Below are 24,147 nucleotides of genomic sequence, written 5' to 3' on the forward strand. Positions count from 1 at the left end.
GGATGCGGCCGGTTTTCGCTGCCGGCAGCGAAGGGAGAGAGCCATGTCCGACACCATTTCGTTCCTCGCTCCGCGTGCGGATGTGCTGGCGCGCCGCCGCCAGATCGTCGAGGATCTCGCCGACCTTTTACCGCCGGAATGCCTTGTCCACGAGGCCCGCGAACTGATGCCTTTCGAGACGGATGCCTTCGTCTCCTATCGCCGGTTACCGCTCGCCGTTGCCCTGCCGCGCACCACGGCCGAGGTCGCAGCAGTGCTGAAATACTGCCACCGCTACGGCGTTCCCGTCGTTCCGCGGGGCGCCGGGACCTCGCTCTCGGGCGGCGCCATCCCGCAGGAGGATGCCGTCGTCGTCTGCGTGTCGAAGATGAATCGCATCATCGAGATTGACCTGTTCAACCGCCTCGCCATGGTCGAGGCGGGCGTCACCAATCTGCATATCTCGGAATCCGTCTCTGCGGACGGTTTTTTCTATGCGCCCGATCCGAGCTCGCAGCTCGCCTGCACCATTGGCGGCAACATCGGCATGAATTCCGGCGGCGCCCACTGTCTGAAATACGGTGTGACGACCAACAACCTTCTTGGCGTCAGGATGGTCCTGATGGATGGCACGATCATCGATCTCGGCGGCAAGGCGCTCGATGCCGGCGGCTATGATCTGCTCGGCCTCGTCTGCGGTCATGAGGGGCAGCTTGGCATCGTCACCGAGGCGACGGTGCGCCTGATCGCCAAGCCCGAGGGCGCCCGGCCCGTGCTCTTCGGTTTCGATACCTCGGAGGAAGCCGGCTCCTGCGTTGCCGATGTCATCGCGTCGGGCATCATCCCTGTTGCCATCGAGTTCATGGACAAGCCGGCCATCGAGATCTGCGAGGCTTTCGCCAAGGCCGGCTATCCGCTGGATGTCGGCGCGCTCTTGATCGTCGAGGTCGAGGGATCGGAAGCCGAGATGGACGACATGCTGGGCGATATCGTCGCCATCGCCCGCCGACATGGCGTGAAGACCGTGCGCGAATGCCAGTCCGCCACCGAGGCGGCGCTGATCTGGAAGGGTCGGAAATCCGCCTTCGGCGCAACCGGCCGCATCGCCGATTATATCTGCATGGACGGCACTGTGCCGCTCAGCCAGCTCTCCTACGTCTTGAAGAAGACCGGAGAGATCATCGATGGCTACGGCCTTCGCGTCGCCAATGTCTTCCACGCCGGCGATGGCAACATGCACCCGCTGATCCTGTTCAACGCCAACGACCCCGAGGATGCCGCCCGCGCTGAAGCGGCCGGCATGGATATCTTGAAGCTCTGCGTCGATGTCGGCGGCTGCCTCACCGGCGAGCACGGCGTCGGCATCGAGAAGCGCGACCTGATGCGCCATCAGTACGCCGAGGCCGACCTCGCCCAGCAGATGGCAGCTCGTGCCGCCTTCGATCCGGGCTGGCTGCTCAACCCGTCCAAGGTCTTCCCGCTGGAGGGGCGTGCCGGCGCATGATCGACCTCTTTCCCACCAGCGAGGACGATGCCGTCGAGATCGTGAGAAGCCACGCGGCATCGGGAAAGCCGCTTGCAATCTGCGGCGGCAACACCCGATCGGGCTTCGGCAACGCGGTCACCGCATCCGACCGTCTGCGATCAACCAATGTCGCCGGCATCGTCTCCTACAATCCAGGCGAGATGGTGCTGACCGCGCGTGCCGGCACGCCGCTTGCCGAGATCGAGGCGGCATTGGCCGAGAACGGCCAGATGATGGCCTTCGAGCCAATGGACCACCGGCCGCTGATGGGCACGACAGGCGAGCCGACCATCGGCGGCGTCATTGCCGCCAACGTCTCCGGCCCGCGCCGCTTCGTGGCCGGCGCCGCGCGCGACAGCCTGCTCGGCGTGCGCTTCGTCAATGGCAGGGGAGAGATCGTCAAGGCCGGCGGCCGGGTGATGAAGAACGTCACCGGGCTTGATCTGGTCAAGCTCATGGCCGGTTCGCACGGCACGCTCGGCTTCCTCACCGAAGTCACGTTCCGCGTGCCGCCGCGCCCGAAGACGGAGGAGACCATCCTGATCTCGGGCCTGAACGACGCCGAAGCCGCGCTTGCCATGTCCGCCGCGATGGCGCTGCCGGTGGAAGTATCGGCAGCCGCCCACCTGCCGATGACGGTGTCGTGGAAATTTCTCGACAGTACCCTGCCGCCCGGCGAGGCTACCTGCCTTCGTATCGAGGGCTTGCCGAAATCGGTGGAGGCGAGGGCGGCCAAGCTCGCCGCCGTCATGTCCGCCTATGGCCCGGTCATCCATCTGAACCGCGCCGACAGCGCCCGTCTCTGGCGCGATATCCGCGATGTCCTGCCCTATGCCGATGGAACGCCGCGTCCGGTCTGGCGTGTTTCCGTCGCCCCCGGCGCCGGTCACCAGCTGGTCGCCGCCCTGCGCCTGGAAGCCGGCGTCGATGCCTTCTACGACTGGCAGGGCGGGCTTGTCTGGATGCGCATGGAAGCCGATCCCGAGGCCGATCTTGTGCGACGCTTCATCAAGGCGCTCGGCGGCGGCCACGCCACCCTGATCCGCGCGCCCGCCAAGACCCGCGCCGCCGTGCCGGCGTTCGAGCCGCAGGCGGAGGCTGTGGCCATACTCTCGGCACGGCTGCGGGAGAAGTTCGATCCGATGGGGATCTTCAATCCGGGGAAGATGGGGGCATGATGTTGGCGTGGTCACCTTCGCAAGTTAGGAAAAACCCCTCCCCAACCCCTCCCCACAAGGGGGAGGGGCTAACCGGTGGGAACCGGCCTACCCGATCATATCGATTGCGGCTTTTGAAAGGTTGCTTTGTCTGGCAAGGACGTTGCGCCCAGCAAGCCCCTCCCCCTTGTGGGGAGGGGTTGGGGAGGGGTGTTTTGTTTGCAGGGGCAGCTTTCGAGCCCCACACGCCCATGACGCCACCGGACCGATAGCCTGACATGCAAACCAACTTCACCCCAGACCAGCTTGCCGATCCCCAAGTCGCCGCCTCCGAGCAGATCCTGCGCAAATGCGTGCATTGCGGCTTCTGCACCGCCACCTGTCCGACCTATGTGACTTTAGGCAACGAGCTCGACAGCCCGCGCGGCCGCATCTACCTCATAAAGGACATGCTGGAGAACGATCGTGCCGCCGATACGGAGGTCGTCACCCATATCGACCGCTGTCTTTCCTGTCTCGCCTGCACGACGACCTGTCCTTCCGGCGTCGATTACATGCACCTCGTCGATCATGCCCGCGCCCATATCGAAAAGACCTACAAGCGTCCCTTCATGGACCGGCTGACCCGCAACATGCTGGCCGCCGTCCTGCCATATCCCGGCCGTTTCCGCCTTGCCCTGAAACTCGCGCGCCTCGGTCGCCCCCTCGCTGGCCTGATGCGCGGCAGGGCGGCGCTGAAACCCTTCGCCGCCATGCTGGCGCTGGCGCCGCGCCGCGTTCCATCGGCATCGCCCTATGCCTCGCCCGCAACACACCCTCCCGAAGGCGTGAAACGCGGCCGCGTCGCGATCCTGACCGGTTGCGCCCAGCCGGTGCTCGATCCCGGCATCAACGCCGCGACCATCCGCCTGCTCACACGCCTCGGCATAGAGGTCGTGGCGCCGAAAGGGGAGGTCTGCTGCGGCTCGCTGGTTCATCACATGGGCCGCGAGGAGCAGGCGCTGCGAAGCGCCCGCGTCAATGTCGATATCTGGACGCGCGAGATCGAGGAAAGCGGCCTCGACGCCATCGTCATCACCGCGTCCGGCTGCGGCACAACAATCAAGGACTATGGCCACATGCTGCGGCTGGATCCCGATTATGCCGAGAAGGCCGCCCGCGTCTCGGCGCTCGCCAGGGACGTCACCGAATATCTGTCGACGCTTGATCTGCCGTCGATGATGCCCAGAGGGCTGACGGTCGCCTATCACTCGGCCTGTTCCATGCAGCATGGCCAGAAGATTACGCTCGCGCCGAAGCTTCTCTTGAAAACGGCGGGCTTCACGGTGCGCGATCCGGCCGAAGGGCACCTCTGCTGCGGCTCGGCCGGCACCTATAACATCATGCAGCCCGAGATCGCCGACGCCCTGAAGCAGCGCAAGGTGAAGAACATCGAGGCGACGAAGGCTGACGTGATCGCCACCGGTAATATCGGCTGCATCACCCAGATCGCGTCGGGAACCGCCATCCCGATCGTCCACACCATCGAGCTTCTCGATTGGGCTTATGGCGGTGAAGTACCGGAAAAATTAAAGAATATGCCGGTAGCTTAGCGAGCCGGAATGTCCGGCTTTGCCGGGAGTTCCGCAATGCACCGTATTATCCTGACGCTTATGGTTTTCTGCGGCATGGCCCATGTGGCGCAGGCCGAGGGCCGGTTCTTCTGTTCCGCCGACGACAAGAACGCCCGCTTCACGGTGGACGGCGGTTTCCAAGGCGGCGTCGGCAACAAGCTCAATCACTTCCGCGGCGCCCTGATCGTCAAGAACGACGGTGTCTCGCCCGTCTTCCACAAGTTGACGCTCGATTCCGACAACCTCTCGCATGACTGGCAGCATGCCGGCGAGCTGCGTTTCCAGATTTTCCGGGCCGGCGACGATGACAGCCGCGGGCAGGAAATGGATATGACGATCGCCGCCAATCAGCCGAGCAAGTCGGCCACCGCCTTCTCGGGCACTTACGAGCTGACGATTTCGGGTGGCGACAAGCCGTTTACGGCAAGCGGCAAGGTCAGCTGCGGAGCGAAATAGGGCGGCGCATCGACCGGCCGCCCCATCCCTGAATTTTAAGATCAGCCGCCGAAAAGCGTTCTGAGAACATCGATGCCGCGATCGTCGAAGGCGACATTGCCCTGCTTGTTGCCGGGGCCGACGACGATCACCTTGGTGCCGACGGGAACCCGGTCGTAAAGATCCTCGACATCCTTGTTGACCATGCGGATGCAGCCGGACGACAGGTTTAGCCCGATCGTCCAGGGCTGGTTGGTGCCGTGAATGCGGAAAATCGTGTCGCGACCGCCCTGGTAGAGATACATGGCGCGCGCGCCGAGCGGATTGTCGGGGCCACCCGGCTGCACGGCCGGCAGGTTGTGGCCGGCGCGGGCCTCGCGGACGCGCATTTCGGCAGGCGGCGTCCAGGTCGGCCATTCAGCCTTGCGGCCGATCTTCACCACGCCTGACCATCCAAAGCCTTCGCGGCCGACGCCGATGCCGTAGCGCGTGGCCTTGTTGCGGCCTTCGACGAGATAGAGATATTTGTTGACCGTATCGACGATCACGGTGCCGGGCGCCTCGTTGGTGATAAGACGGACGACACGCTTCTTGTATTGCGGCTTGACCTGCTGGCTGTGCTTGACGCCACGAACGGCATCGGTTGCCGTCAACTGTGGTTCGGCATGCGCAACGCCAATCATGCTGGCCAGCACGACGGCCGATACCGCCGCAAGCCGTTTCATATGCTTCATTCGGGAGTCCCCTCTGTCCAAGATCGCTAGCAAGCTAGCCAAATCGTCCCGAATTTCAAGACAGAGAAAGCCGCTACGCGTTCTGGCGGGCGCATCGCGGCCTCAAGTGTTGCGCCGATGCGCCTGAAACGCGTCAGATCACCATGACCCGCGTACCCACCTTCACGCGTTCGTAGAGATCCGTCACGTCCTCGTTGCGCATGCGGATGCAGCCCGAGGAAACGGCGCTGCCGATGGTCCACGGCGCGTTGGTGCCGTGGATGCGATAGAGTGTGGAGCCGAGATACATGGCGCGTGCGCCGAGGGGGTTTTCCGGACCTCCGTCCATGCGCGCCGGCAGGTAATGCCCCTTGGCAGCCTCGCGGCTCACCATTTCTGAGGGTGGCGTCCAGTCCGGCCACTCGGCCTTGCGGGTGACCTTATGAACGCCCGCCCATTCGAAGCCGGGCTTGCCGACGCCGACGCCGTAACGCCGCGCCTTGCCGCCGTCCATGACGAGATAAAGGAAACGGTTGTTGGTATCGATGACGATCGTGCCGGGCCGTTCTTTCGTCTGGTAGTCGACGATCTGCGGCAGGAACTGCGGCTCGAGGCGTTGGCGAACGACGGGAATGCCGGGGTTGATGGCGGAGACCTGCTGTGTCACGGGAGCGCGACGCACGACACGCGGCGCGAAAAGGCCGCGCTGCTGCACGACTGGGCGCTGATAGACGACAGGGCGAACAGGCGCGCCGCCAAGCTGCATGATCCACGGCGCTGTCAGGTCGGGGCTGAGCACAACCGGCGGGCGGCTGGCATAGCGGTCGTCGCCGAACGCGGAACTGGACAACGCGCCGAAAAGGGCCGCGGCAAGCACAACAGATTTCATCATCGGACGGACTCTCTAACAATGGCCGAAAATGCGGCAGCGACAGCCGCCTGCTGAACTGATGCTGCCATCATGCCGGCCAGCGAATGGTAAATATCGATTCATTAAAGTCCGAAGCGGACAATAAACTTTTCGTCAGGGTTATCGTTCGGTTTGGAAACAGGGTTTGCAAATGGTAAAGCCGGATTCGGAACCGGAAAGCGAAGCGATATCATGAGCGAAACTGGCATCGTAACGGGCGCGGACGGCAAGAGCCGCTGCCACTGGCATGGCAACCTGCCGGATTACCTTCTCTATCACGACAATGAATGGGGTCGTCCCGTTACGAACGACATCCGTCTCTTCGAGAAGATCTGCCTGGAAGGCTTCCAGTCCGGCCTCTCCTGGCTGACGATCCTGCGCAAGCGAGAGAATTTCCGCGCGGCCTTCGCGGGCTTTGATTTCGAGAAGGTGGCACTGTTCAACGAGGCCGATATCGAGCGCTGCGTCGCCGATGCCGGCATCATCCGCCATCGCGGCAAGATCGTCTCGACCATCAACAACGCCAGGCGCGCCATCGAATTGCGCGACGAGTTCGGATCGCTCGCACATTATTTCTGGAGCTTCGAGCCGGGCCACAACGAACGCCCGAAAGTGGTCGATCGCGCCACCATCATGGCCAATCCGACGACGCCTACTTCGGTGCTGATCTCGAAGAATTTGAAGAAACGTGGCTGGACCTTTGTCGGTCCGACCACAGTTTATGCCTTCATGCAGGCAATGGGTCTCGTCAACGATCATCTGGAAGGCTGCTATTGCCGCGCCGAGGTCGAGGCCATGCGCGACGCTATGGTGCGTCCATGAGGAGCGCGCCGATGAAGCTGGCCGCGGTGGCCGCGGCGGCACTCTTGCTGTCGGTTTCGGCTGCGTTCGCGCAGCAGGCGCCGCAGCTGCAGCCCGGCGAAAAGCTCGAGAAGTTGCAGTTTCCCGGCGCCACGATGGAGCTCAAGGGCTGGACGAAGTTCGGCAACAGCCATGTCTACACGCTGCCGGTCAAGGCGGGCCAGCACGTCAAGATCAGTTTCTCGACCAAGAGCCAGTTCGCCTTCCTGGCGATCTTCGATCTGGCCCAGGCGGAAGACGAGGCGATCTTCGGCACCGACGAGGATGGCGAGGCCTATGCGGTCACCGTGAAAGCCAACACCACTTGGCTGCTGCGCCCCTATTACTCCAAAGCGTCGCCCCGCCGAGGTCTCGGCGCTCCGTACAGCATCCTGATCGAACCGCAGGCGACCGCGCAGCCGCAAACGCCGCCGCCCGCATCCGCCCCTCAGGATGAAGAGGACGAGGGCCCGTCGCCGCTCTTCCCCCTCAGGCGCTGAAAACGCTCAGCCGATTTCGTCGATGACGGCGCCAAGCTCGCCGAGGTGCTCGATCTTGCGGAAACGCGGCGCGTCCTTTGGCTCGTCGACATGCTCCAGCACCCAGGTCAGCTCGTGGGGCACGAAGACGCCATAGCTGCCGGCAGCGATCGCCGGCACGATATCCGACTTCAGCGAGTTGCCCACCATCATCGCCCTTTCCGGTCCGCCGCCGACCTTGGAGAAGATCCGCCGGTAGGTGACCGCCGATTTGTCGGAGACGATCTCGACCGCATGGAAGAAATCGCCGAGCCCGGATTGCGCCAGCTTGCGCTCCTGGTCGAACAGGTCGCCCTTGGTGATCAGTACGAGCAGATAGTGCTCCGATAGTGCCTCAAGCGTCTCCTGCACATGCGGCAGCGTCTCGACCGGATGCGAGAGCAGGTCGCGCCCGGTGTCGAGGATGCTGGCGATCACGCTTGCCGGAACCGTGCCCTCGGTAATCTCGATCGCCGTCTCGATCATCGACAGCGTGAAGCCCTTGATGCCGAACCCGTAATGCTGAAGATTGCGCTTCTCCGCTTCCAACAGCCGCTGCGAGATATGCGGCCCTTCCGCGAAATCCGACAGCAGCTCGGTGAAATGCTCCTCGGTCAGCCGGTAGAACTGCTCGTTCTGCCAGAGCGTGTCGTCGGCATCGAAACCGATCGTGGTAAGCGTGCGGGTGGTCATGGAAGCGCCTCTGGACATTCAGGCTTAACTTATGAGCCTTCGCCGACGATGCAAGGCTTGGGGATGCAAGACCAGGGCTTGTGGATAGCCAAGCGCGGCAGCCTGTCGCAGCGGCGGGGCCACGTTGAAACCGCAGCCAACCGCCTTATGTCAAAGCTGTTCATTCCCGCGGCCGATTCCGGCCGCGCCCCGCGCGGGCTGAAGACCAGCAAAGAATTCAACCCGCCGCCGGCTCATCGCCACCTTCAAAGGGAAATCCCGACCATGCGTTACAATCAGCTTGGAAATACCGGCCTGTTCGTCTCCGAAATCTGCCTGGGCACCATGACCTTCGGTGCCGCCGACCCAAACAGCCAATGGGGATCGATTGCCGATGTCGACCAGAAGGCCGCCGACTCCATTATCGAGCGCTCGCTGGCAGCCGGCGTAAACTTCATCGATACCGCCGACGTCTACTCCTTCGGTGATTCCGAAAAGCTGCTCGGCCAATCGCTGAAGAACCTTGGCGTCGCCCGCAAGGATGTGGTCATCGCCACCAAGGTCTACGGCGCCATGGGCGACAAGCCGAACGATCGCGGCGCCTCGCGCGGCCACATCATGGATTCGGTCGAGAAAAGTTTGGAGCGTCTGCAGACCGATCACATCGATCTCTACCAGATCCACGGTACAGATGTTGTCACTCCGATCGAGGAAACGCTGCGGGCGATGGACGATCTCGTCTCGCGCGGCATGGTCCGCTATGTCGGCGTTTCCAATTGGCAGGCATGGCGCATCGCCAAGGCGCTCGGCATATCGGAACGCCGCGGCTTCGCCCGCTTCGAGACCGTGCAGGCCTATTATTCGATCGCCGGTCGTGATCTCGAGCGCGATATCGTGCCGATGATGAACGAGGAGAAGGTCGGGCTGATGGTCTGGTCGCCTCTGGCGGGTGGCTTGCTGTCGGGCAAGTACGGCCCCGGCGCGCCGGGCAACGGCGAAGGTCGCCGTGCTACCTTCGACTTCCCGCCTGTCGACAAGGACCGCGCCTGGGCCTGCGTTTCTGTCATGCGCGAGGTTGCCGAAAAGCACGGCGTCAGCGTCGCCACCGTGGCGCTTGCCTATGTGCTGGCCAAGCCTTTTGTGACGACTGTCATTATCGGTGCCAAGCGCATCGAGCAGCTCGACCAGAACCTCGCTGCCGTCGGGCTGAAACTCGATGCAGGCGACTTGAAGCGACTGGACGAGGTCAGCGAACTCGCGCCTGAATATCCCGGCTGGATGCTCGTCCGCCAGGGCGCCGCTCGCCGCCCGCAGCCATTTGAGCCGAAGGGCTAGCAAATACTGAAGACCGGACGCCAGGCAAACCCGGCGTCCGGCGCATCGTGGGCGAGGTGGCCTTACTTGGCGTGCGCCTTCAGCCAGGCCTGCATCTCGGTAATCTCGGCCTCCTGCGCCTTGATCACGCCCTCCGCCAGCTTGCGCATCTCGGGATCCTTCCCGTATTGTAGTTCCACCTTGGCCATGTCGATCGCCCCCTGATGATGGGCAATCATGCCGCGCACGAAGTCGATATCGGCGTCGCCGCTATAGTCGATCATCATGTCCTTGTGCATCTTGCTGTTGGCCTCTGAAAAGGCATGGCTGGACGGGCTGTGGTCGCCGATCGGCATATTCATGTCCATGGGGCTCATATCCTTGGGCTTGTCTTCCGCGCTTGCAGGAAGAGCGATGAGCGAGACGCCGGCGACAAGACCGGTGGTAAGAGCGAGCAGTTTAAGAGACATGGGATATCCTTCCTCTGTCTGGCAATGAAAAGTTCGATGCGGCGGATCGCGCCGCGTTTCTCAGGCTCTTGATTGTCAGCTCGACCGAGGAGGGGGTGCCTGCGGCGCCGGCCGCGCTCCGGGGAGGGCGAGTGCGATCGCGGGCGAGGGGTAGGAGAAGATCTGCTTGCCGTCGGTGTGAACGATCACGTCGACGGGAACGACCAGGCAGGCGGAACAGAGCGGCATATGCGCCATGCCGCCGGCAGCACACGGATTCTTCGCCGGCGCCGAAACCTTCACGGTCTCGCCCGTCTCCATGCCTGGCATATGTTGATGCGCCTTGCCGGCCGCCATGTCTACAGCGGCCTGCTGGCTCATCGATGCGCACATCGGACATCCGGCCCACGCGAACATCGTTCCGTAGGTCAGCCAGGCAAGCATCATCGTCGAGATAGCGAAAAACCGCATTGGTGAAACATAGGCAGGTCCAGCGCCGCTGCCAAGACGTTGCGTCGCGCTAATCGAGCTTGGCGGCCTTGCGCAGCGCATCGTTGATCCGCCCTTGCCAGCCCTTTCCTGTGGCCTTGAAGGCGTCGATCACGTCAGGATCGAGCCTTAGCGAAATCTGCTGCTTAGGGCTCTCCACCGCCGGTCGTCCGCGCGAACGTCGGATGCTTTCGGCAAGCTCGGGAAAGATCTCGGCGAAGGGGCGGGCTTTCTTGAAGTCCTCTTCGGTCCATTCGGGATTGTCGCTGACTTCCTCCCAATCGTCCTTGGAGTAGCCGCGCCCTTCCTTGAATGCTATCTGCAACTCAGTCTTCTTCGCTGTCATCCAGTAGCCTCCTCTCGCTCTTGCGCGCAGGGCGCATGGAGATCACGGAAATGCCCTCCGAACCCAAGACCGCGAACACCACGGCGATCGAGCCATCGGCGAAGCGCCCTATCGCCATCAATCGCCCGCGCTTGGCCGGCCGCAATATGGCACCGAGAAAAAACACCTCGTCGAGCTCGGCGAAGTCGAGGCCATGCTTGTCGAGGTTGGCAAGCCGTTTCGGCTCATCCCAAACGATCTTCATCGATACGATATCGTAAAATAAAAGTGATACAATAAATCTTTGATTGCATCACGATATCTTGCAATTCAGTATGCCGCAATCACCTGATGGATCACCTGGTAATCCGGGCTTTCCTCGCCAATTGGCACCACCGGCCACGCCCACGCCGCCCGCGCCTCCGGCACCGCGACCCCGTGCATCAGGTCGGCCTCTTCATGGGTTTTGCCGTTGCGGTCGATCACGGCATAGGAGATATCGGTGACGAGGCAACTCTTGAACGGCATGCGCGACAGGCCGGAAATATGCGCCGCGATCAGCTGCTCCACCGTATCCTTTGGCATCCGATCCCGCTCGGCCTCGAACCGCCGCTGCACGCCGCGTCCGATCTGCGAGAGCAAATTGGCGGAAACCACGAGGTCGAGATATGGCACATTGCGCAGGAAGCCCAGCGGCTCCGGCTGTTCACCGGCCGCCAGCGCGTCATAGCCCGAGAGATCGCGCTCGATCAGCCGAACATTCCGATAGGCCTTGCCGCGCATCTTCATCCTGACCGTTGCGACATGCACCAGATCGATCAGCACGACGGTATCGAAGTTGGCCGCCAGCTCGCGGATCGGCACATCGCGCAGCAGCCCGGACCCCAGCACCACGGCCGTCCGCCGTTGCTTGCAGCCCGCCATGGCGGCAAGGATCGCCTGCCTCGTCTTCTCCTCATGCTCGGCCCATTGCCGGCTGCAACGGTTGGCGCGGGACCAGAGATTGATGGAGTAGCGGATGAACTTGCGGTGCTGCTTGCTGGTGAAGGGAAGGGTGGCGGCGTAGAGGAGGGCTTCTGCGATCACTATGTTGCTTTCAGCGATAAATGTCCCTGCGATGGCCGATTTCGACCACGAGCACGATAAGCTTCTGGTCCTGAATATCGCAGATGATGCGGTAGTCGCCGACACGGTAGCGCCAGTAACCGCCGAGTGCATGACCTTTCAAGGCTTTGCCGAGTTCGCGAGGATTTTCGTGGTTTGCCAGACGTTCCTCGAGAAACGAGACAATTCGCGCCGCCTCGCGTTTCGCGAGGCGCCCCAGTTGCTTTTCCACCTCTGCCCGAAGTTCAATCTTCCAGGCCAAGTCTCTGCTTCACTTCTTCAAGTGTGTAGGTCGGTTCACCCTTGCGGATGCGCTCCATCGCTGCCTCGGCGAGCGCGATGTCGTGCAGATCCTCCAGATGCTGTTCGATCACATCGCGCACATAGGCATCCGGTGCAGCACCCGCTTCGGCCGCATATTCCTCGACGAGCTTCATCATCTCATCCGGCATTTCGATCGTGACGCGCTTGTTCATGGCGATGATCCCTTCAGGTGAAGGAGATATACCATCGGATCGCACACTTCACCAGCCGCCGCCCTTGCCGCATCCGGCCCTTTCCGCTAGGAAACCGCCACTGTCACACTGAGCGGAAGACGTTGGAAATGAACGACATCAAGAAGAAACCACAAAAGCTCAAGGCCAGACTTCCCCGCGGCTTCGTCGATCGTTCGGCGGCCGATATTCGCGCCGTCAACGAGATGACGGCGAAGATCCGCGAAGTCTACGAGCATTATGGTTTCGATCCTGTCGAAACGCCGCTGTTCGAATACACCGACGCGCTCGGCAAGTTCCTGCCCGATGCCGACCGGCCGAACGAAGGCGTGTTCTCGCTGCAGGATGACGACGAGCAATGGATGAGCCTGCGCTACGACCTGACGGCGCCGCTCGCCCGCCATGTCGCGGAGAATTTCAACGAGATCCAGCTGCCCTACCGCACCTATCGCGCCGGCTATGTCTTCCGCAACGAAAAGCCCGGCCCCGGCCGCTTCCGCCAGTTCATGCAGTTCGACGCCGATACCGTCGGCGCGCCCGGCGTGCAGGCCGATGCCGAGATGTGCATGATGATGGCCGACACGCTGGAAGCGCTCGGCATCAAGCGCGGCGACTATGTCATTCGCGTCAATAACCGCAAGGTATTGGACGGCGTGATGGAGGCCATCGGCCTCGGCGGTGAGGACAATGCAGGCCGTCGCCTGAACGTACTGCGCGCTATCGACAAGCTCGACAAGTTCGGCATTGAGGGCGTGCGTCTGTTGCTCGGCCCCGGCCGCAAGGATGAGTCCGGCGATTTCACAAAGGGCGCTGGACTCGAGCAAAATCAAATTGATCGTGTTACAAGTCTGTTCCTGAAAACCAACGAAGGTGTGTCGACTAGGGATGTCCAATCGTCAGAAATAGTCCGACGGGAGATGAACCTACCTTTGCAAGGCTTCCTTGGAGGAAACAAGCAAAACGAGACATACCTGAGCGGCGTCGATGAGCTGCTTACTCTTGAGAGTTTGGTCACAGCGGCTGGTTATGGGCCGGAGCGCATACTTGTCGACATGTCCGTCGTCCGCGGCCTCGAATACTACACCGGGATGGTCTACGAAGCCGAGCTTCTGTTCGACGTCACCAACGAAAAAGGCGAGAAGGTCGTCTTCGGCTCCGTCGGCGGCGGTGGCCGTTATGATGGCCTCGTCTCCCGCTTTATGGGCCAGCCGGTACCGGCCACGGGCTTCTCCATCGGCGTCTCGCGCCTGATGACGGCGTTGAAGAACCTCGGCAAGCTCGGCCAGAGCGAGGTCGTCGAACCCGTCCTCGTCACCGTCATGGATGGCGACGTCGAGGCGATGGGCCGCTACCAGCGCATCACCCAGGAACTGCGCCAGGCCGGCATCCGCGCCGAGATGTACCAGGGCAACTGGAAGAAGTTCGGCAACCAGCTGAAATACGCCGACCGCCGCGGCTGCCCCGTCGCCATCATCCAGGGCGGGGATGAGCGCGCCGAAGGCGTCGTGCAGATCAAGGACCTGATCGAGGGCAAGCGCCTCTCCGGCGAGATCGAGGACAATGCCTCGTGGCGTGAGGCCCGCGTGGCACAGGAAACCGTCAAGGAGGCCGATCTGGTCGCCAAGGTGCGGGAGATTCTTGCGGCGCAGGCGGAAGATCGCAAGCGAGCGTCTGATGTTTGACAAACCCCTCCCCAACCCCTCCCCACAGGGGGGAGGGGCTTCTAGCCGCACCGGCCTGCCCAATCCATCGTTGGCAGGTGCCACTACGTTTCAGAATTTGCTCGACAGCCACCCTGACTTAGTCCCTCCCCCTTGTGGGGAGGGGTTGGGGAGGGGTCTTTATTTGGGAGCAACACCATGCCCCTGATCAACCTCCCAGCCTTCTCCGAAGACCTGCTCGCCGAATTCGCCGCCCGCCGCACGGAGCGCGTGGATACCCCGGTCATCCAGCCGGCCGAGCCCTTCCTCGACATCGCCGGCGAGGATCTGCGTCGCCGCATCTTCATGACCGAGAGCGAAACCGGCGCCAGCCTCTGCCTGCGTCCGGAATTCACCATTCCCGTCTGCCTGCGCCATATCGAAAGCGCCATGGGCACGCCGAAGCGCTACGCCTATCTGGGCGAAGTCTTCCGCCAGCGCCGCGAAGGCGGCAATGAGTTCTATCAGGCCGGCATCGAGGATCTCGGCGATATCAACATCCCGAGCGCCGATGCCCGCGCCATCGGCGACGCTGTGGGCGTGCTGCAGCGCCTGCTGCCGGGCAAGGGCCTTGCCGTCACGCTGGGCGATCAGGCGGTGTTTGAAGCCGTCGTCCAGGCGCTCGGCCTGCCGCTCGGCTGGCAGAAGCGGCTGATCCATGCCTTCGGCGACATGACCCATCTCGAAGCGCTGCTCCAAAGCCTCGTCAGCCCGCAATTCGTCACCGGTCTCGATGATGACGTCGCCCGGCTGCTGGATGCTGGCGACGAGGAGGCCCTGGTCTCCCATATCGACGCCACCATGCAGGCGACAGGCTACTCCACCAATGCCAGCCGCTCGCCGCAGGATATCGCCCGCCGCCTGAAGGAGAAGCTGATCCTGTCGGAAACCCGGCTCGACGACGCGGCCTTCCTGGTGCTCAGGGAATTCCTGTCGCTCAACGTACCGCTGATCAATGCCTCGGCGGCCTTGTCCGGCTTCGCCGATGCCGCCGGCCTCAAGCTCGGCAACGCCCTGTCGCGCTTCGACGGACGCGTCGCGGCACTCGCCAATGCCGGCGTGGATCTCGCGCTGATCGATTATCGTGCCGCCTTCGGACGTCCTCTGGATTATTACACCGGTCTCGTCTTCGAGATCGGCGTCGAGGGCTCGGATGCCGTGCTCGCCGGTGGCGGCCGCTTCGACAAGCTGATGACCCTGCTCGGCGCGAAAGAACGCATCCCGGCCGTAGGCTTCTCGCTTTGGCTGGATCGCATCGAAACGGAAAGGGCCGCCTGATGACCATTACCATCGCGCTGCCCTCCAAGGGCCGGATGAAGGACGATGCCTCGGCGGTGTTCGAACGCGCCGGCATGAAGATCACGGCTGTCGGTAACGACCGCTCCTATCGCGGCCGCGTCGAGGGCTGGGACGATGTCGAAGTCGCCTTCCTGTCGGCCTCGGAAATCTCCAAGGAGCTCGGCAACGGCACCGTCGATTTCGGCGTCACCGGTGAAGACCTGATGCGTGAGGGCCTCGCGGAAGCCGACAAGCGTGTGGAGTTCTGCGCGCGCCTCGGCTTCGGCCACGCCGACGTCATCGTTGCAGTGCCTGAGATCTGGCTCGATGTCGATACCATGGCCGATCTCGGCGATGTCGCCACCGATTTCCGCGCCCGCCACGGCCGCCGCCTGACGATCGCCACCAAATACTGGCGGCTGACGCAGCAGTTCTTCTCGCGCCAGCACGGCATCCAGCTCTATCGCATCGTCGAGAGCCTGGGCGCCACCGAGGGCGCGCCGGCATCGGGCTCGGCCGATATCATCGTCGATATCACTTCGACGGGCTCGACGCTGCGTGCCAACCACCTGAAAATCCTCTCGGATGGCGTCATCCTGAAGTCGGAAGCCTGCCTCGTGCGCGCCCGCAAGGAAAGCCATGCCGACGAGCCCTCGGTCTCCAGGCTGATCGAAGCCGTCCGCGCCGCGCTCTGATGGTCGGCGAGGACGACAACATTATCCCGCTCTATGAGCGCAACGCGCTGGCATTCGACGCATTGCGCGGCCGCGAGCTTTTCGAAAAGCCGTGGCTCGATCGTTTCACGGCGCTCGTTCCGCCACGCGGCGATATTCTCGATCTGGGCTGTGGCGCCGCCGAGCCGATGACCGCAAGCCTGATCCGCGACGGCTTTCGCGTCACCGGCGTCGATGCCTCGGAAACGCTGATCGGCCTCTGCCGGGAACGTTTCCCCGGCCGTGCATGGTTCGTTGCCGATATGCGCGAATTCTCGCTGCCGATGAAGTGCAACGGCATTCTTGCCTGGCACAGCTTCTTCCATCTCAATCAGGACGACCAGCGGGCGATGTTTCCGCGCTTCGCCGCACTCTCCGCTCCCGGCGCCGTGCTGATGTTCACATCGGGCCATTTCGATGGCGTCGCTATGGGCGAGTTCGCCGGCGAACCGCTCTATCATGCCAGTCTCTCGGCGCAGGAATACGCCGCGCTGCTGGAGGTAAACGGCTTTGCCGTCGTCTCTCATGTCGAGCAGGACCCGCAATGCGGCGGCGCAACCGTGTGGCTGGCGAAGCGGTCATCCTGATTACTCGACATACGAAAAAGCCCGCCGTTTGGTGACGGCGGGCTCGGGCATGCTTGGGAGGATGCTTATGGCTTATGCGGCGACCGGCAGCGCGCCGCGGCGGGCGTCGACCGAGTAGAGACCCGGACCGAAGGTGGCGAGCAGGATGTAGGCGCCGGCCAGCGTGAAGTTCTTCATCAGCATGATGCCGTTCAGAGCGTTGATCCAGCCGAGAGCGGCATCCGGCCAGCCTTCGACGGCAACGGTGCCCGAATGGAACACGACGCCGGTGAAGATGCAGAAGAGGGCGAGCGCCCAGCCGACGATCTTTGTCTGGAAGCCGACGAGAACGGCAAGGCCGGTCACCAGTTCGAAGAGGCCGGCGAGGTAGGCAAGCGCGGTTGCGGCAGGCAGGCCGGCGCCGGTGATCATGCCGGCGGTGCCGGCCGGATCGGTCAGCTTGCCGTAGCCGGAATAGATGAAGATGAAGGACAGCAGGACACGGGCAACGAGAATGATGGTGTTCTGGGTATTCGACATGGAACTGTCTCCGGTTGAACGAGTTGAGATCCCTGTGCCCCCGGCACGCTGACGATCTCGATGCAGTCCTTTTCCTCCTTTTCGATCGTCCGCGAAAGATAGACGGAGCGGGACAGTTCGTTCAGCAAAATTGAACGACCTCGCGGGATCTGGCGCTTGTCAGTCTCGACGACAGTTTTCTATGGTCGGGCTCTCAGAAGAGGAGACATCATGGCAGATCTTTCGACATTCCCCATCACCAAGCGCTGGCCCGCGGCCAACCCGGCTATCCTTCAGCTCTATTCGCTTCCGACGCCGAATGGCGTGAAGGTGTCGATCGCGCTCGAGGAGATCGGCCTGCCTTATGAGCCGCATCTCATTTCTTTCGGCGCCAACGATCAGAAATCTCCCGAATTCATGTCGCTGAACCCGAACGGACGCATTCCGGCGATCATCGATCCCGATGGCCCTGGAGGAAAGCCGATCGGCCTGTTTGAATCAGGTGCCATCCTCCTCTATCTGGCCGAAAAGACCGGCAAGCTCATGCCCGCGGATGCGGTCGGCCGCTACGAGACGATCCAGTGGGTGTTCTTCCAGATGGGTGGTATCGGCCCGATGTTCGGGCAGTTCGGCCATTTCCACAAGTTCGCCGCCGACAAGGTCGCCAACAATTCCTATCCGGTGGAACGTTATCGCGATGAATCGAAGCGCCTGCTTGGCGTGCTTGAGGAGCGGTTGCAGGGACGCCAGTGGCTGATGGGCGATGCCTACACGATCGCCGATATCGCGACGTTCCCTTGGGTGCGTGGCGCCGATGTCTTCTACGGCGGTCGGGAGATGCTGGAATATGCGAAATTCCCCGCGGTCATGGCATGGCTGGAACGCTGCATCGCGCGCCCGGCCAGCCAGAAGGGACTGGAGATTCCCGCGCGCCCGAAGTGAGAACCCGATATTCAACAAGAAAAAGCCGGTCACGTGTGGCCGGCTTTGTCGTTCTTATCGGCTTTGCGATTACTGCCGGCGCGTCGTGCCGCCGGCATCAGTACGGGATTTGGGGAATACGAAAACACCCATCATGCTGCCGCTGTTCGGCTCGTCGTGACCGTTCGATTCCCCCATGCAGAACACGGGCTGCCGGTAGCCGTTCGGCATGACAATGGTCGTCGAGAAGCAGAAGGAGGTCGAAAGCGTCGCCGCTTCCTCGAAGAGTTCGAGAATACGGTCGTGGTCCTTCCGGTCGTAGCAACGGATGAGATTGAGCAGGCCGCAGCTGCGCGAAGACAGGCCATGGAGTGCGGCGCTGGCTTCCTTTAGATTGATGACGCCGGTGGAGAATTCACCCATCCAGGTTTCGGAGGTGGAGAGCTGCGTCAAAAGATCGGAATCATGCGTGTCGATGTCGATCGAAGCGGGCAGGAGAGATGCGGCGATGTTGGATTTTGCGATTTTGAACACGGTCTTCCCCAGAGTTGGGATGCAGTTTCCTCCACTGCACGCCTCGCGAACATCAACAGGTTCATGCAGCACCGTGCGTCATGCTCGGGCGGGCGGGAAACGGGGCGGGAACTGCGGGGTTCGTTGATTTGAACCGCGCCCATTTCTCCGGGATACGCAACTTCTAATATATTGTGACGCCTATGCGCCCTTGGATGCTTGCTTTTGCGCGGTCGTGACTGTGGTGTTCCACCATGTTGATCTTGATTATTGAATCCGCGCTCGGTGCAGGCGGATTTATAGGAGATTTTCGGCAAACGGCAACGTCTTTTTGCGGGGCCACGGCGGCTGAGCGGAATCTGAGCTGACACTTCGCTTTACGGCAAATCGCAAAAATCTGCTCAAAAACCACAACTATGCGAGGTGAAAACGATTTCACAGGGTGATTTAGGAAAAGAAACAGTCGAAGTATTGTATGAAATCGCACTAATGCAAAGAGTGATCGAAGCTGAAAAATAATTCGCGCCGCAAGCTCGGCGAAAGCTTGGCCGAACGCGAGGACTGCTCACAAATCCGCAGATTGCCTCAGCGAGTGATTGAAAAAGGAATCACGTCGCGCGTGGATTGCCGAAAACGAAAAGGGCGACCCGAGGGCCGCCCTTCCGTAACTGAACCGGTTGGACCGGACAGTGCTGCAATCAGACCTTATGGTCTGATCACATCATGTCCATGCCGCCACTTCAGCGCGCTTGACGCGCTGAAGCCCTTTGAAGGTATGGGCGGCTTTCACGGACAGTGCTGCAATCAGACCTTATGGTCTGATCACATCATGTCCATGCCGCCCATGCCGCCCATGCCGCCAGGCATGCCGGCAGGAGCGTCCTTCTTCGGCAGTTCGGCGATCATGGCTTCCGTCGTGATCAGCAGCGAAGCAACCGAAGCTGCGTTCTGCAGAGCCGTACGAACGACCTTGACCGGGTCGACGATGCCCATGGCGATCATGTCGCCATATTCGGACGTCTGGGCGTTGTAGCCGAAGTTGTCTTCGTTCTTCTCGAGGATCTTGCCGACCACGATCGAAGCTTCGTCACCGGCGTTGTCGGCGATCTGGCGAACCAGCGACTGCAGAGCCTTGCGAACGATGTTGACGCCAGCTTCCTGGTCGTCGTTCTCGCCCTTCGCGGTGATCTTGGAAGACGAACGCAGCAGGGCTACGCCACCACCAGGTACGATGCCTTCCTGAACAGCAGCGCGCGTCGCGTTCAGAGCGTCGTCGATGCGGTCCTTGCGTTCCTTGACTTCGATTTCCGTGGAGCCGCCAACGCGGATGACGGCAACGCCGCCAGCGAGCTTGGCAAGGCGTTCCTGCAGCTTTTCGCGGTCGTAGTCCGAAGAGGTTTCTTCGATCTGAGCCTTGATCTGTGCAACGCGGCCTTCGATGTCGGACTTCTGGCCAGCGCCGTCGACGATCGTGGTGTTCTCCTTGGAGATCGAAACCTTCTTCGAACGGCCGAGCATGTCGAGCGTTACGGATTCGAGCTTGATGCCGAGGTCTTCGGAGATGACGGTGCCGCCCGTGAGGATGGCGATGTCTTCCAGCATGGCCTTGCGGCGGTCGCCGAAGCCAGGAGCCTTGACGGCAGCGATCTTCAGGCCACCGCGCAGCTTGTTGACGACGAGCGTAGCGAGAGCTTCGCCTTCGACGTCTTCAGCGATGATGAGGAGCGGCTTGCCGGTCTGAACGACGGCTTCGAGAACCGGGAGCATCGCCTGCAGGTTCGAGAGCTTCTTCTCGTGGAGGAGAATGTAAGCGTCGTCGAGGTCGGCGACCATCTTTTCCGGGTTGGTGACGAAGTAAGGCGACAGGTAGCCGCGGTCGAACTGCATGCCTTCGACGACTTCGAGTTCGGTTTCAGCGGTCTTGGCTTCTTCGACGGTGATGACACCTTCGTTGCCGACCTTCTGCATGGCTTCAGCGATATCAGCGCCGACCTGCTTGTCGCCGTTTGCGGAGATCGTGCCGACCTGGGCAACTTCAGCCGAGGTGGAGATCTTCTTTGCCTTGGCCTGCAGGTCCTTGACGACTTCTGCAACAGCGAGGTCGATACCGCGCTTCAGGTCCATCGGGTTCATGCCGGCAGCAACTGCCTTGGCGCCTTCGCGAACGATAGCGCGGGCCAGAACCGTAGCCGTCGTGGTGCCGTCGCCGGCGATGTCGTTGGTCTTCGAAGCAACTTCGCGGACCATCTGGGCGCCCATGTTTTCGAACTTGTCTTCGAGTTCGATTTCCTTGGCGACCGAAACACCGTCCTTGGTGATGCGCGGAGCGCCAAAGGACTTGTCGATAACGACGTTACGACCCTTCGGGCCGAGGGTTACCTGCACTGCGTCAGCGAGGATGTCGACGCCGCGCAGCATCTTTTCGCGCGCAGAGCGGCCGAACTTTACTTCTTTAGCTGCCATTTTGAGAACTCCTGAATAGGGGTGTCAGCAATAAATCTGGACGGGATGACCGGCGATCAGCCGATGATGCCCATGATGTCGGCTTCCTTCATGATCAGAAGGTCTTCGCCGTTGATCTTGACTTCGGTGCCCGACCACTTGCCGAACAGAACGCGATCGCCAGCCTTGACGTCGAGAGCGACGACCTTGCCGGACTCGTCACGAGCGCCGGTGCCGACGGCGACGATTTCGCCTTCCTGCGGCTTTTCCTTGGCGGTGTCAGGAATGATGATGCCGCCCTTGGTCTTTTCTTCGGACTCAACGCGGCGAACAACGACGCGATCGTGAAGGGGGCGGAAGTTGGTGCTTGCCATTGTCTAATCCCTCGATCAAATGACATCAGCGAGCCGAAATGGCCCGCGCGGATGGGTGTTAGCACTCTCGTGTTGTGAGTGCTAGCGGCTTGCATTTAGGAGCGCCTATCGGGGGAGTCAAGGGAAGCTGTCGCAATTTTCCGACGCCCGATGTCTATAGCCGTTTGATGGCGAAGTTGTGAACCTTTGGCCCACCCGTCGAACCAGGGAAAACGCTTCGATGGTTAATGCCGGAGAGGAGAGCGGTACCGCTTCTCCCTGCGTCGGCATCACGGTCCTGCATTGTCATAAACCCGTGTCCGGAATTTGCGAAATGCCAGGCGGTTGCAAGGGCTCGGTCGCGCCGCTGGGCCGGGATTGTCCGGCCCCGATCCCGATGGTATCGAGCGAAAGGGGCTACCGGCAGAGGTCGGCGAAGGGGTGGATAACGATATGGGCGTGGACGGGGCAGTGATGGCGGATGACAGCGTGACATCGGTGCCGTTTGGCGAGGCCGTGCGCGTCTGGGCGAGGATCGGAGTCTTGAGCTTCGGCGGTCCCGCCGGCCAGATCGCCCTGATGCACCGGACCATCGTCGATGAGAAGCGCTGGATCTCCGAGGACCGTTTCCTGCACGCGCTGAACTATTGCATGCTGTTGCCGGGACCCGAGGCGCAGCAGCTCGCCACCTATATCGGCTGGCTGATGCATGGCGTACGCGGCGGCATCCTCGCCGGCCTGCTCTTCGTCCTGCCGGGCTTCGTCGTCATGCTCGGCCTTTCTACCCTCTACGCTGTCTTTCAGGAAACCGCCTGGCTGCCGGCCCTGTTCTTCGGCCTCAAGGCGGCCGTCCTTGCCGTCGTTGTCGAGGCGCTGCTGCGCCTTGCCCGTCGCGCCCTCAAGACACGCCTTCATTATTACGTCGCCGCCGCATCCTTCCTGGCGCTTTTCCTGCTCAATGCGCCGTTCCCCATCGTCGTCATCCTCGCCGGCCTCACAGGTTTCGCGCTGCACCGCTATGCCCGCCGCCACGCGCCGGCCGACGAAGCCCAAGCCAAAGCGCCGCGGCGCCTACCCGCGTTTACGACCCACGCCGTCGCCCGGCCGTTGCTAGTTCTCGTCTTCTGGATCCTCGTCTGGCAGGCGCCGTTGCTCCTCGTCCGCAATCTTCACGCGCCCTCCGACCTCATCGCCGAAGCCCTCAGCGGCGAGACCAATGTCTTTGGCGCTCTCTTCATCTTCTTCTCCAAGATGGCTGTCATCACCTTCGGCGGCGCCTATGCCGTGCTCACCTATGTCGCCCAGGTCGCGGTCGGCCACTATGCCTGGCTGCAGCCGGGCGAGATGCTGGATGGTTTGGCGCTGGCCGAAACCACGCCCGGCCCGCTGGTGCTCGTCCTCTGTTTCGTCGGCTTCCTTGCCGGCTTCCGCAACCCGCTGTTCATGGCGCCGCTGATGGGCGGCGCACTTGGCGCCACGCTGGTCGCCTGGGCCACCTTCGTCCCGAGCTTCGTCTGGATCTTCGCCGGCGCGCCTTATATCGAGAAGCTGCGCGATAATGCCGGCCTGTCGGCGGCGCTTTCCGCCATCACCGCCGCCGTCGTGGGCGTCATCCTCAATCTGTCTCTCTGGTTCGCCTTGCATGTGCTCTTCGCCGAGGTCGGCCGCGTTGCGCTTCTATCGCGCGGCGCGGGGCTTCCGATCGTCAGCCTCGCCTGGCCGCAATGGGCAACGATCGATATCGCGGCGCTACTGATCTTCGCCACCGCCTCATTTTTGCTGTTTTATGCGAAGGTCGGCATGGTCAGGGTGTTGGCGCTATCGGCCGCAGCCGGCCTCGCCATCAAGGGCGCGGAGTTGTTGCTCTGAAGCTTAAACTATACCGCGATCATCAGATGCCATCGCAGTCACTCCTGCTCGGGCATGGCAAAGACCAGGCCGAAGATCGGTGCAAACCGCTCCAGCACTTCCGCCAGAACATCGTCGGGCACCTTGTCCTTCGACCTCTCGGCATTCCGATTGCGCCAGTCCATCGATTTCACCTGGTCGATCTGGATGACGCCGGTGACGCTCGTTCCCGCACCGATCAACGGCACCGCAAACCCGGCGGCGCGCGAGGCGTTCCCTGTCGTGGTGATCGGCGCGATGAACGCAAAGCCGGTCGCCATGTTGAACCTGTAAGCCGACAGAATGAGGCCGGCATGGCGCCCACGTTGCTCTTTACCGGCGGAGGGCTGCAAGTCGAGCCACCAGACTTCGCCGGGCGCCGGGATATTGGGCCTTACCAAATCTCATCCCCTGCCGCCGGTGCATCGATCCACGACTGCTCTTCCGGAGATCGGGAAGCATCGGGATCATAACCCTTCAGCAGTTCGTCGAGCGTATATTTGGGCGGACGCACCCGTATCGTCTTCGGCACGCTCGATACGGGTTCTGCGATAACCTGCCGTCCCTTGACTGAAACGATCATCTCCTGGCCCTCCGTCAGGCCCAGCATGTTGCGAGCCGCGGCCGGTACGGTCAGCACCAACGAGCCCCCGGCCTTCTTGAGCTTGGAGGTTGTCGAAAAGTCTTTCCGCGTCGATTGCCCCTTTGTCGTCGCCAC

General features: G+C 62.1%; 29 protein-coding genes. 13 read left to right on the top strand and 16 right to left on the bottom strand.

The features are described 5' to 3' along the window. The first annotated feature begins 43 nt into the window (after positions 1-43). From QTL95_RS11370 to QTL95_RS11385, 4 genes are all read left to right on the top strand, one after another. Positions 44-1,483: an FAD-linked oxidase C-terminal domain-containing protein gene (locus QTL95_RS11370; protein WP_289720068.1), complete on the top strand. Its 1,440-nt coding sequence runs from the start codon at positions 44-46 to the stop codon at positions 1,481-1,483. Continuing rightward, positions 1,480-2,682: a glycolate oxidase subunit GlcE gene (gene glcE, locus QTL95_RS11375; protein ID WP_289720069.1), complete on the top strand. Its 1,203-nt coding sequence runs from the start codon at positions 1,480-1,482 to the stop codon at positions 2,680-2,682. Before QTL95_RS11370 ends, glcE begins: the two co-directional genes overlap by 4 nt. A gap of 257 nt (positions 2,683-2,939) precedes the next feature. Further along, positions 2,940-4,253: a glycolate oxidase subunit GlcF gene (glcF, locus tag QTL95_RS11380; protein WP_289720070.1), complete on the top strand. Its 1,314-nt coding sequence runs from the start codon at positions 2,940-2,942 to the stop codon at positions 4,251-4,253. Positions 4,254-4,289: 36 nt separating this feature from the next. Beyond that, positions 4,290-4,730, top strand: coding sequence for a hypothetical protein (locus QTL95_RS11385; protein ID WP_289720071.1), 441 nt, complete (start codon positions 4,290-4,292; stop codon positions 4,728-4,730). A 41-nt stretch (positions 4,731-4,771) separates the two neighbouring features. Here the strand turns inward: QTL95_RS11385 and QTL95_RS11390 are convergent, their stop codons facing one another. Both QTL95_RS11390 and QTL95_RS11395 read right to left on the bottom strand, forming a co-directional pair. Continuing rightward, on the bottom strand, positions 4,772-5,443 hold the full coding sequence (locus tag QTL95_RS11390; RefSeq protein ID WP_289720072.1) for a L,D-transpeptidase: 672 nt from the start codon (positions 5,441-5,443) through the stop codon (positions 4,772-4,774). 133 nt (positions 5,444-5,576) lie between these two features. Further along, the gene (locus QTL95_RS11395; RefSeq protein ID WP_289720073.1) at positions 5,577-6,314 is read right to left on the bottom strand and encodes a L,D-transpeptidase; all 738 of its coding nucleotides are present in this window, start codon (positions 6,312-6,314) and stop codon (positions 5,577-5,579) included. A gap of 210 nt (positions 6,315-6,524) precedes the next feature. Between QTL95_RS11395 and QTL95_RS11400 the strand changes: the two genes are divergently transcribed. Together QTL95_RS11400 and QTL95_RS11405 are read left to right on the top strand one after the other, a co-directional pair. Beyond that, complete coding sequence (locus QTL95_RS11400) at positions 6,525-7,154, top strand: DNA-3-methyladenine glycosylase I (RefSeq protein WP_289720074.1); 630 nt, start codon at positions 6,525-6,527, stop codon at positions 7,152-7,154. Positions 7,155-7,165: 11 nt separating this feature from the next. Beyond that, the gene (locus tag QTL95_RS11405; RefSeq protein ID WP_289720075.1) at positions 7,166-7,672 is read left to right on the top strand and encodes a hypothetical protein; all 507 of its coding nucleotides are present in this window, start codon (positions 7,166-7,168) and stop codon (positions 7,670-7,672) included. Between the two features lie 6 nt (positions 7,673-7,678). Here the strand turns inward: QTL95_RS11405 and QTL95_RS11410 are convergent, their stop codons facing one another. Further along, the gene (locus QTL95_RS11410; RefSeq protein ID WP_289720076.1) at positions 7,679-8,383 is read right to left on the bottom strand and encodes an HAD family hydrolase; all 705 of its coding nucleotides are present in this window, start codon (positions 8,381-8,383) and stop codon (positions 7,679-7,681) included. A gap of 264 nt (positions 8,384-8,647) precedes the next feature. Between QTL95_RS11410 and QTL95_RS11415 the strand changes: the two genes are divergently transcribed. Next, positions 8,648-9,697: an aldo/keto reductase gene (locus tag QTL95_RS11415; protein WP_289720077.1), complete on the top strand. Its 1,050-nt coding sequence runs from the start codon at positions 8,648-8,650 to the stop codon at positions 9,695-9,697. Positions 9,698-9,759: 62 nt separating this feature from the next. Here the strand turns inward: QTL95_RS11415 and copM are convergent, their stop codons facing one another. The 7 genes from copM to relB all read right to left on the bottom strand — a co-directional run bounded on the left by copM (position 9,760) and on the right by relB (position 12,519). Beyond that, positions 9,760-10,146 carry a CopM family metallochaperone gene (copM, locus tag QTL95_RS11420; protein ID WP_289720078.1) on the bottom strand — a complete coding sequence of 129 codons (387 nt, stop codon included), beginning with the start codon at positions 10,144-10,146 and terminating at the stop codon, positions 9,760-9,762. Between the two features lie 75 nt (positions 10,147-10,221). Next, positions 10,222-10,596: a hypothetical protein gene (locus QTL95_RS11425; protein WP_289720079.1), complete on the bottom strand. Its 375-nt coding sequence runs from the start codon at positions 10,594-10,596 to the stop codon at positions 10,222-10,224. Between the two features lie 49 nt (positions 10,597-10,645). Next, positions 10,646-10,960, bottom strand: coding sequence for a BrnA antitoxin family protein (locus tag QTL95_RS11430; protein ID WP_289720080.1), 315 nt, complete (start codon positions 10,958-10,960; stop codon positions 10,646-10,648). Further along, the gene (locus QTL95_RS11435) at positions 10,941-11,204 is read right to left on the bottom strand and encodes a BrnT family toxin (protein WP_289720081.1); all 264 of its coding nucleotides are present in this window, start codon (positions 11,202-11,204) and stop codon (positions 10,941-10,943) included. Before QTL95_RS11435 ends, QTL95_RS11430 begins: the two co-directional genes overlap by 20 nt. Positions 11,205-11,269: 65 nt before the next feature. After that, complete coding sequence (locus QTL95_RS11440) at positions 11,270-12,025, bottom strand: hypothetical protein (RefSeq protein WP_289720082.1); 756 nt, start codon at positions 12,023-12,025, stop codon at positions 11,270-11,272. A gap of 10 nt (positions 12,026-12,035) precedes the next feature. Next, positions 12,036-12,305, bottom strand: coding sequence for a type II toxin-antitoxin system RelE family toxin (locus QTL95_RS11445; RefSeq protein ID WP_289720083.1), 270 nt, complete (start codon positions 12,303-12,305; stop codon positions 12,036-12,038). Beyond that, entirely contained in the window at positions 12,289-12,519 is a 231-nt protein-coding gene (relB, locus tag QTL95_RS11450; RefSeq protein ID WP_289720084.1) for a type II toxin-antitoxin system RelB family antitoxin, read from the bottom strand. The genes QTL95_RS11445 and relB overlap by 17 nt, the downstream gene beginning before the upstream one ends. Positions 12,520-12,647: 128 nt before the next feature. Here relB and hisS point away from each other — a divergent pair, with 128 nt between their 5' ends. The 4 genes from hisS (at position 12,648) to QTL95_RS11470 (ending at position 16,815) form a co-directional block, all read left to right on the top strand. Continuing rightward, a complete protein-coding gene (gene hisS / locus QTL95_RS11455) occupies positions 12,648-14,219 on the top strand; it encodes a histidine--tRNA ligase (RefSeq protein WP_289720085.1) in 1,572 nt (523 codons plus the stop codon). 177 nt (positions 14,220-14,396) lie between these two features. Further along, the gene (locus tag QTL95_RS11460; RefSeq protein ID WP_289720086.1) at positions 14,397-15,515 is read left to right on the top strand and encodes an ATP phosphoribosyltransferase regulatory subunit; all 1,119 of its coding nucleotides are present in this window, start codon (positions 14,397-14,399) and stop codon (positions 15,513-15,515) included. After that, on the top strand, positions 15,515-16,210 hold the full coding sequence (hisG, locus tag QTL95_RS11465; protein WP_289720087.1) for an ATP phosphoribosyltransferase: 696 nt from the start codon (positions 15,515-15,517) through the stop codon (positions 16,208-16,210). Before QTL95_RS11460 ends, hisG begins: the two co-directional genes overlap by 1 nt. Next, positions 16,210-16,815: a class I SAM-dependent methyltransferase gene (locus QTL95_RS11470; RefSeq protein WP_289720088.1), complete on the top strand. Its 606-nt coding sequence runs from the start codon at positions 16,210-16,212 to the stop codon at positions 16,813-16,815. Before hisG ends, QTL95_RS11470 begins: the two co-directional genes overlap by 1 nt. 72 nt (positions 16,816-16,887) lie before the next feature. Here the strand turns inward: QTL95_RS11470 and QTL95_RS11475 are convergent, their stop codons facing one another. Then, positions 16,888-17,334 carry a DoxX family protein gene (locus QTL95_RS11475; RefSeq protein ID WP_289720089.1) on the bottom strand — a complete coding sequence of 149 codons (447 nt, stop codon included), beginning with the start codon at positions 17,332-17,334 and terminating at the stop codon, positions 16,888-16,890. Positions 17,335-17,544: 210 nt separating this feature from the next. On the opposite strand from QTL95_RS11475, the gene QTL95_RS11480 reads away from it, so the two are divergent. Further along, the gene (locus QTL95_RS11480; RefSeq protein WP_289720090.1) at positions 17,545-18,255 is read left to right on the top strand and encodes a glutathione binding-like protein; all 711 of its coding nucleotides are present in this window, start codon (positions 17,545-17,547) and stop codon (positions 18,253-18,255) included. Between the two features lie 69 nt (positions 18,256-18,324). Here the strand turns inward: QTL95_RS11480 and QTL95_RS11485 are convergent, their stop codons facing one another. The 3 genes from QTL95_RS11485 to groES form a co-directional block, all read right to left on the bottom strand. Next, positions 18,325-18,768: a hypothetical protein gene (locus QTL95_RS11485; protein WP_289720091.1), complete on the bottom strand. Its 444-nt coding sequence runs from the start codon at positions 18,766-18,768 to the stop codon at positions 18,325-18,327. Positions 18,769-19,569: 801 nt separating this feature from the next. Continuing rightward, positions 19,570-21,210, bottom strand: a complete 1,641-nt coding sequence (groL, locus tag QTL95_RS11490) for a chaperonin GroEL (protein ID WP_289720092.1) — start codon at positions 21,208-21,210, stop codon at positions 19,570-19,572. 56 nt (positions 21,211-21,266) lie between these two features. Continuing rightward, entirely contained in the window at positions 21,267-21,563 is a 297-nt protein-coding gene (gene groES / locus QTL95_RS11495) for a co-chaperone GroES (protein ID WP_018898571.1), read from the bottom strand. 432 nt (positions 21,564-21,995) lie between these two features. On the opposite strand from groES, the gene chrA reads away from it, so the two are divergent. Then, the gene (gene chrA, locus QTL95_RS11500) at positions 21,996-23,411 is read left to right on the top strand and encodes a chromate efflux transporter (protein WP_289720093.1); all 1,416 of its coding nucleotides are present in this window, start codon (positions 21,996-21,998) and stop codon (positions 23,409-23,411) included. 38 nt (positions 23,412-23,449) lie between these two features. On the opposite strand, the gene QTL95_RS11505 is transcribed toward chrA, so the two are convergent. Then, on the bottom strand, positions 23,450-23,830 hold the full coding sequence (locus tag QTL95_RS11505) for a type II toxin-antitoxin system PemK/MazF family toxin (RefSeq protein ID WP_289720094.1): 381 nt from the start codon (positions 23,828-23,830) through the stop codon (positions 23,450-23,452). Next, positions 23,824-24,147 carry an AbrB/MazE/SpoVT family DNA-binding domain-containing protein gene (locus tag QTL95_RS11510; protein ID WP_289720095.1) on the bottom strand — a complete coding sequence of 108 codons (324 nt, stop codon included), beginning with the start codon at positions 24,145-24,147 and terminating at the stop codon, positions 23,824-23,826. Before QTL95_RS11510 ends, QTL95_RS11505 begins: the two co-directional genes overlap by 7 nt.

The organism is Rhizobium sp. S152, assembly GCF_030380735.1.
Lineage (GTDB): Bacteria > Pseudomonadota > Alphaproteobacteria > Rhizobiales > Rhizobiaceae > Rhizobium.

What these genes read in the sequence shown, in the direction of transcription:
- QTL95_RS11370 (WP_289720068.1), top strand. Translation starts at nt 44, where the DNA reads ATGTCCGACACCATTTCGTTCCTCGCTCCGCGTGCGGATGTGCTGGCG.
- glcE (WP_289720069.1), top strand. Translation starts at nt 1,480, where the DNA reads ATGATCGACCTCTTTCCCACCAGCGAGGACGATGCCGTCGAGATCGTG.
- glcF (WP_289720070.1), top strand. Translation starts at nt 2,940, where the DNA reads ATGCAAACCAACTTCACCCCAGACCAGCTTGCCGATCCCCAAGTCGCC.
- QTL95_RS11385 (WP_289720071.1), top strand. Translation starts at nt 4,290, where the DNA reads ATGCACCGTATTATCCTGACGCTTATGGTTTTCTGCGGCATGGCCCAT.
- QTL95_RS11390 (WP_289720072.1), bottom strand. Translation starts at nt 5,443, where the DNA reads ATGAAGCATATGAAACGGCTTGCGGCGGTATCGGCCGTCGTGCTGGCC.
- QTL95_RS11395 (WP_289720073.1), bottom strand. Translation starts at nt 6,314, where the DNA reads ATGATGAAATCTGTTGTGCTTGCCGCGGCCCTTTTCGGCGCGTTGTCC.
- QTL95_RS11400 (WP_289720074.1), top strand. Translation starts at nt 6,525, where the DNA reads ATGAGCGAAACTGGCATCGTAACGGGCGCGGACGGCAAGAGCCGCTGC.
- QTL95_RS11405 (WP_289720075.1), top strand. Translation starts at nt 7,166, where the DNA reads ATGAAGCTGGCCGCGGTGGCCGCGGCGGCACTCTTGCTGTCGGTTTCG.
- QTL95_RS11410 (WP_289720076.1), bottom strand. Translation starts at nt 8,383, where the DNA reads ATGACCACCCGCACGCTTACCACGATCGGTTTCGATGCCGACGACACG.
- QTL95_RS11415 (WP_289720077.1), top strand. Translation starts at nt 8,648, where the DNA reads ATGCGTTACAATCAGCTTGGAAATACCGGCCTGTTCGTCTCCGAAATC.
- copM (WP_289720078.1), bottom strand. Translation starts at nt 10,146, where the DNA reads ATGTCTCTTAAACTGCTCGCTCTTACCACCGGTCTTGTCGCCGGCGTC.
- QTL95_RS11425 (WP_289720079.1), bottom strand. Translation starts at nt 10,596, where the DNA reads ATGCGGTTTTTCGCTATCTCGACGATGATGCTTGCCTGGCTGACCTAC.
- QTL95_RS11430 (WP_289720080.1), bottom strand. Translation starts at nt 10,960, where the DNA reads ATGACAGCGAAGAAGACTGAGTTGCAGATAGCATTCAAGGAAGGGCGC.
- QTL95_RS11435 (WP_289720081.1), bottom strand. Translation starts at nt 11,204, where the DNA reads ATGAAGATCGTTTGGGATGAGCCGAAACGGCTTGCCAACCTCGACAAG.
- relB (WP_289720084.1), bottom strand. Translation starts at nt 12,519, where the DNA reads ATGAACAAGCGCGTCACGATCGAAATGCCGGATGAGATGATGAAGCTC.
- hisS (WP_289720085.1), top strand. Translation starts at nt 12,648, where the DNA reads ATGAACGACATCAAGAAGAAACCACAAAAGCTCAAGGCCAGACTTCCC.
- QTL95_RS11460 (WP_289720086.1), top strand. Translation starts at nt 14,397, where the DNA reads ATGCCCCTGATCAACCTCCCAGCCTTCTCCGAAGACCTGCTCGCCGAA.
- hisG (WP_289720087.1), top strand. Translation starts at nt 15,515, where the DNA reads ATGACCATTACCATCGCGCTGCCCTCCAAGGGCCGGATGAAGGACGAT.
- QTL95_RS11470 (WP_289720088.1), top strand. Translation starts at nt 16,210, where the DNA reads ATGGTCGGCGAGGACGACAACATTATCCCGCTCTATGAGCGCAACGCG.
- QTL95_RS11475 (WP_289720089.1), bottom strand. Translation starts at nt 17,334, where the DNA reads ATGTCGAATACCCAGAACACCATCATTCTCGTTGCCCGTGTCCTGCTG.
- QTL95_RS11480 (WP_289720090.1), top strand. Translation starts at nt 17,545, where the DNA reads ATGGCAGATCTTTCGACATTCCCCATCACCAAGCGCTGGCCCGCGGCC.
- groL (WP_289720092.1), bottom strand. Translation starts at nt 21,210, where the DNA reads ATGGCAGCTAAAGAAGTAAAGTTCGGCCGCTCTGCGCGCGAAAAGATG.
- groES (WP_018898571.1), bottom strand. Translation starts at nt 21,563, where the DNA reads ATGGCAAGCACCAACTTCCGCCCCCTTCACGATCGCGTCGTTGTTCGC.
- chrA (WP_289720093.1), top strand. Translation starts at nt 21,996, where the DNA reads ATGGGCGTGGACGGGGCAGTGATGGCGGATGACAGCGTGACATCGGTG.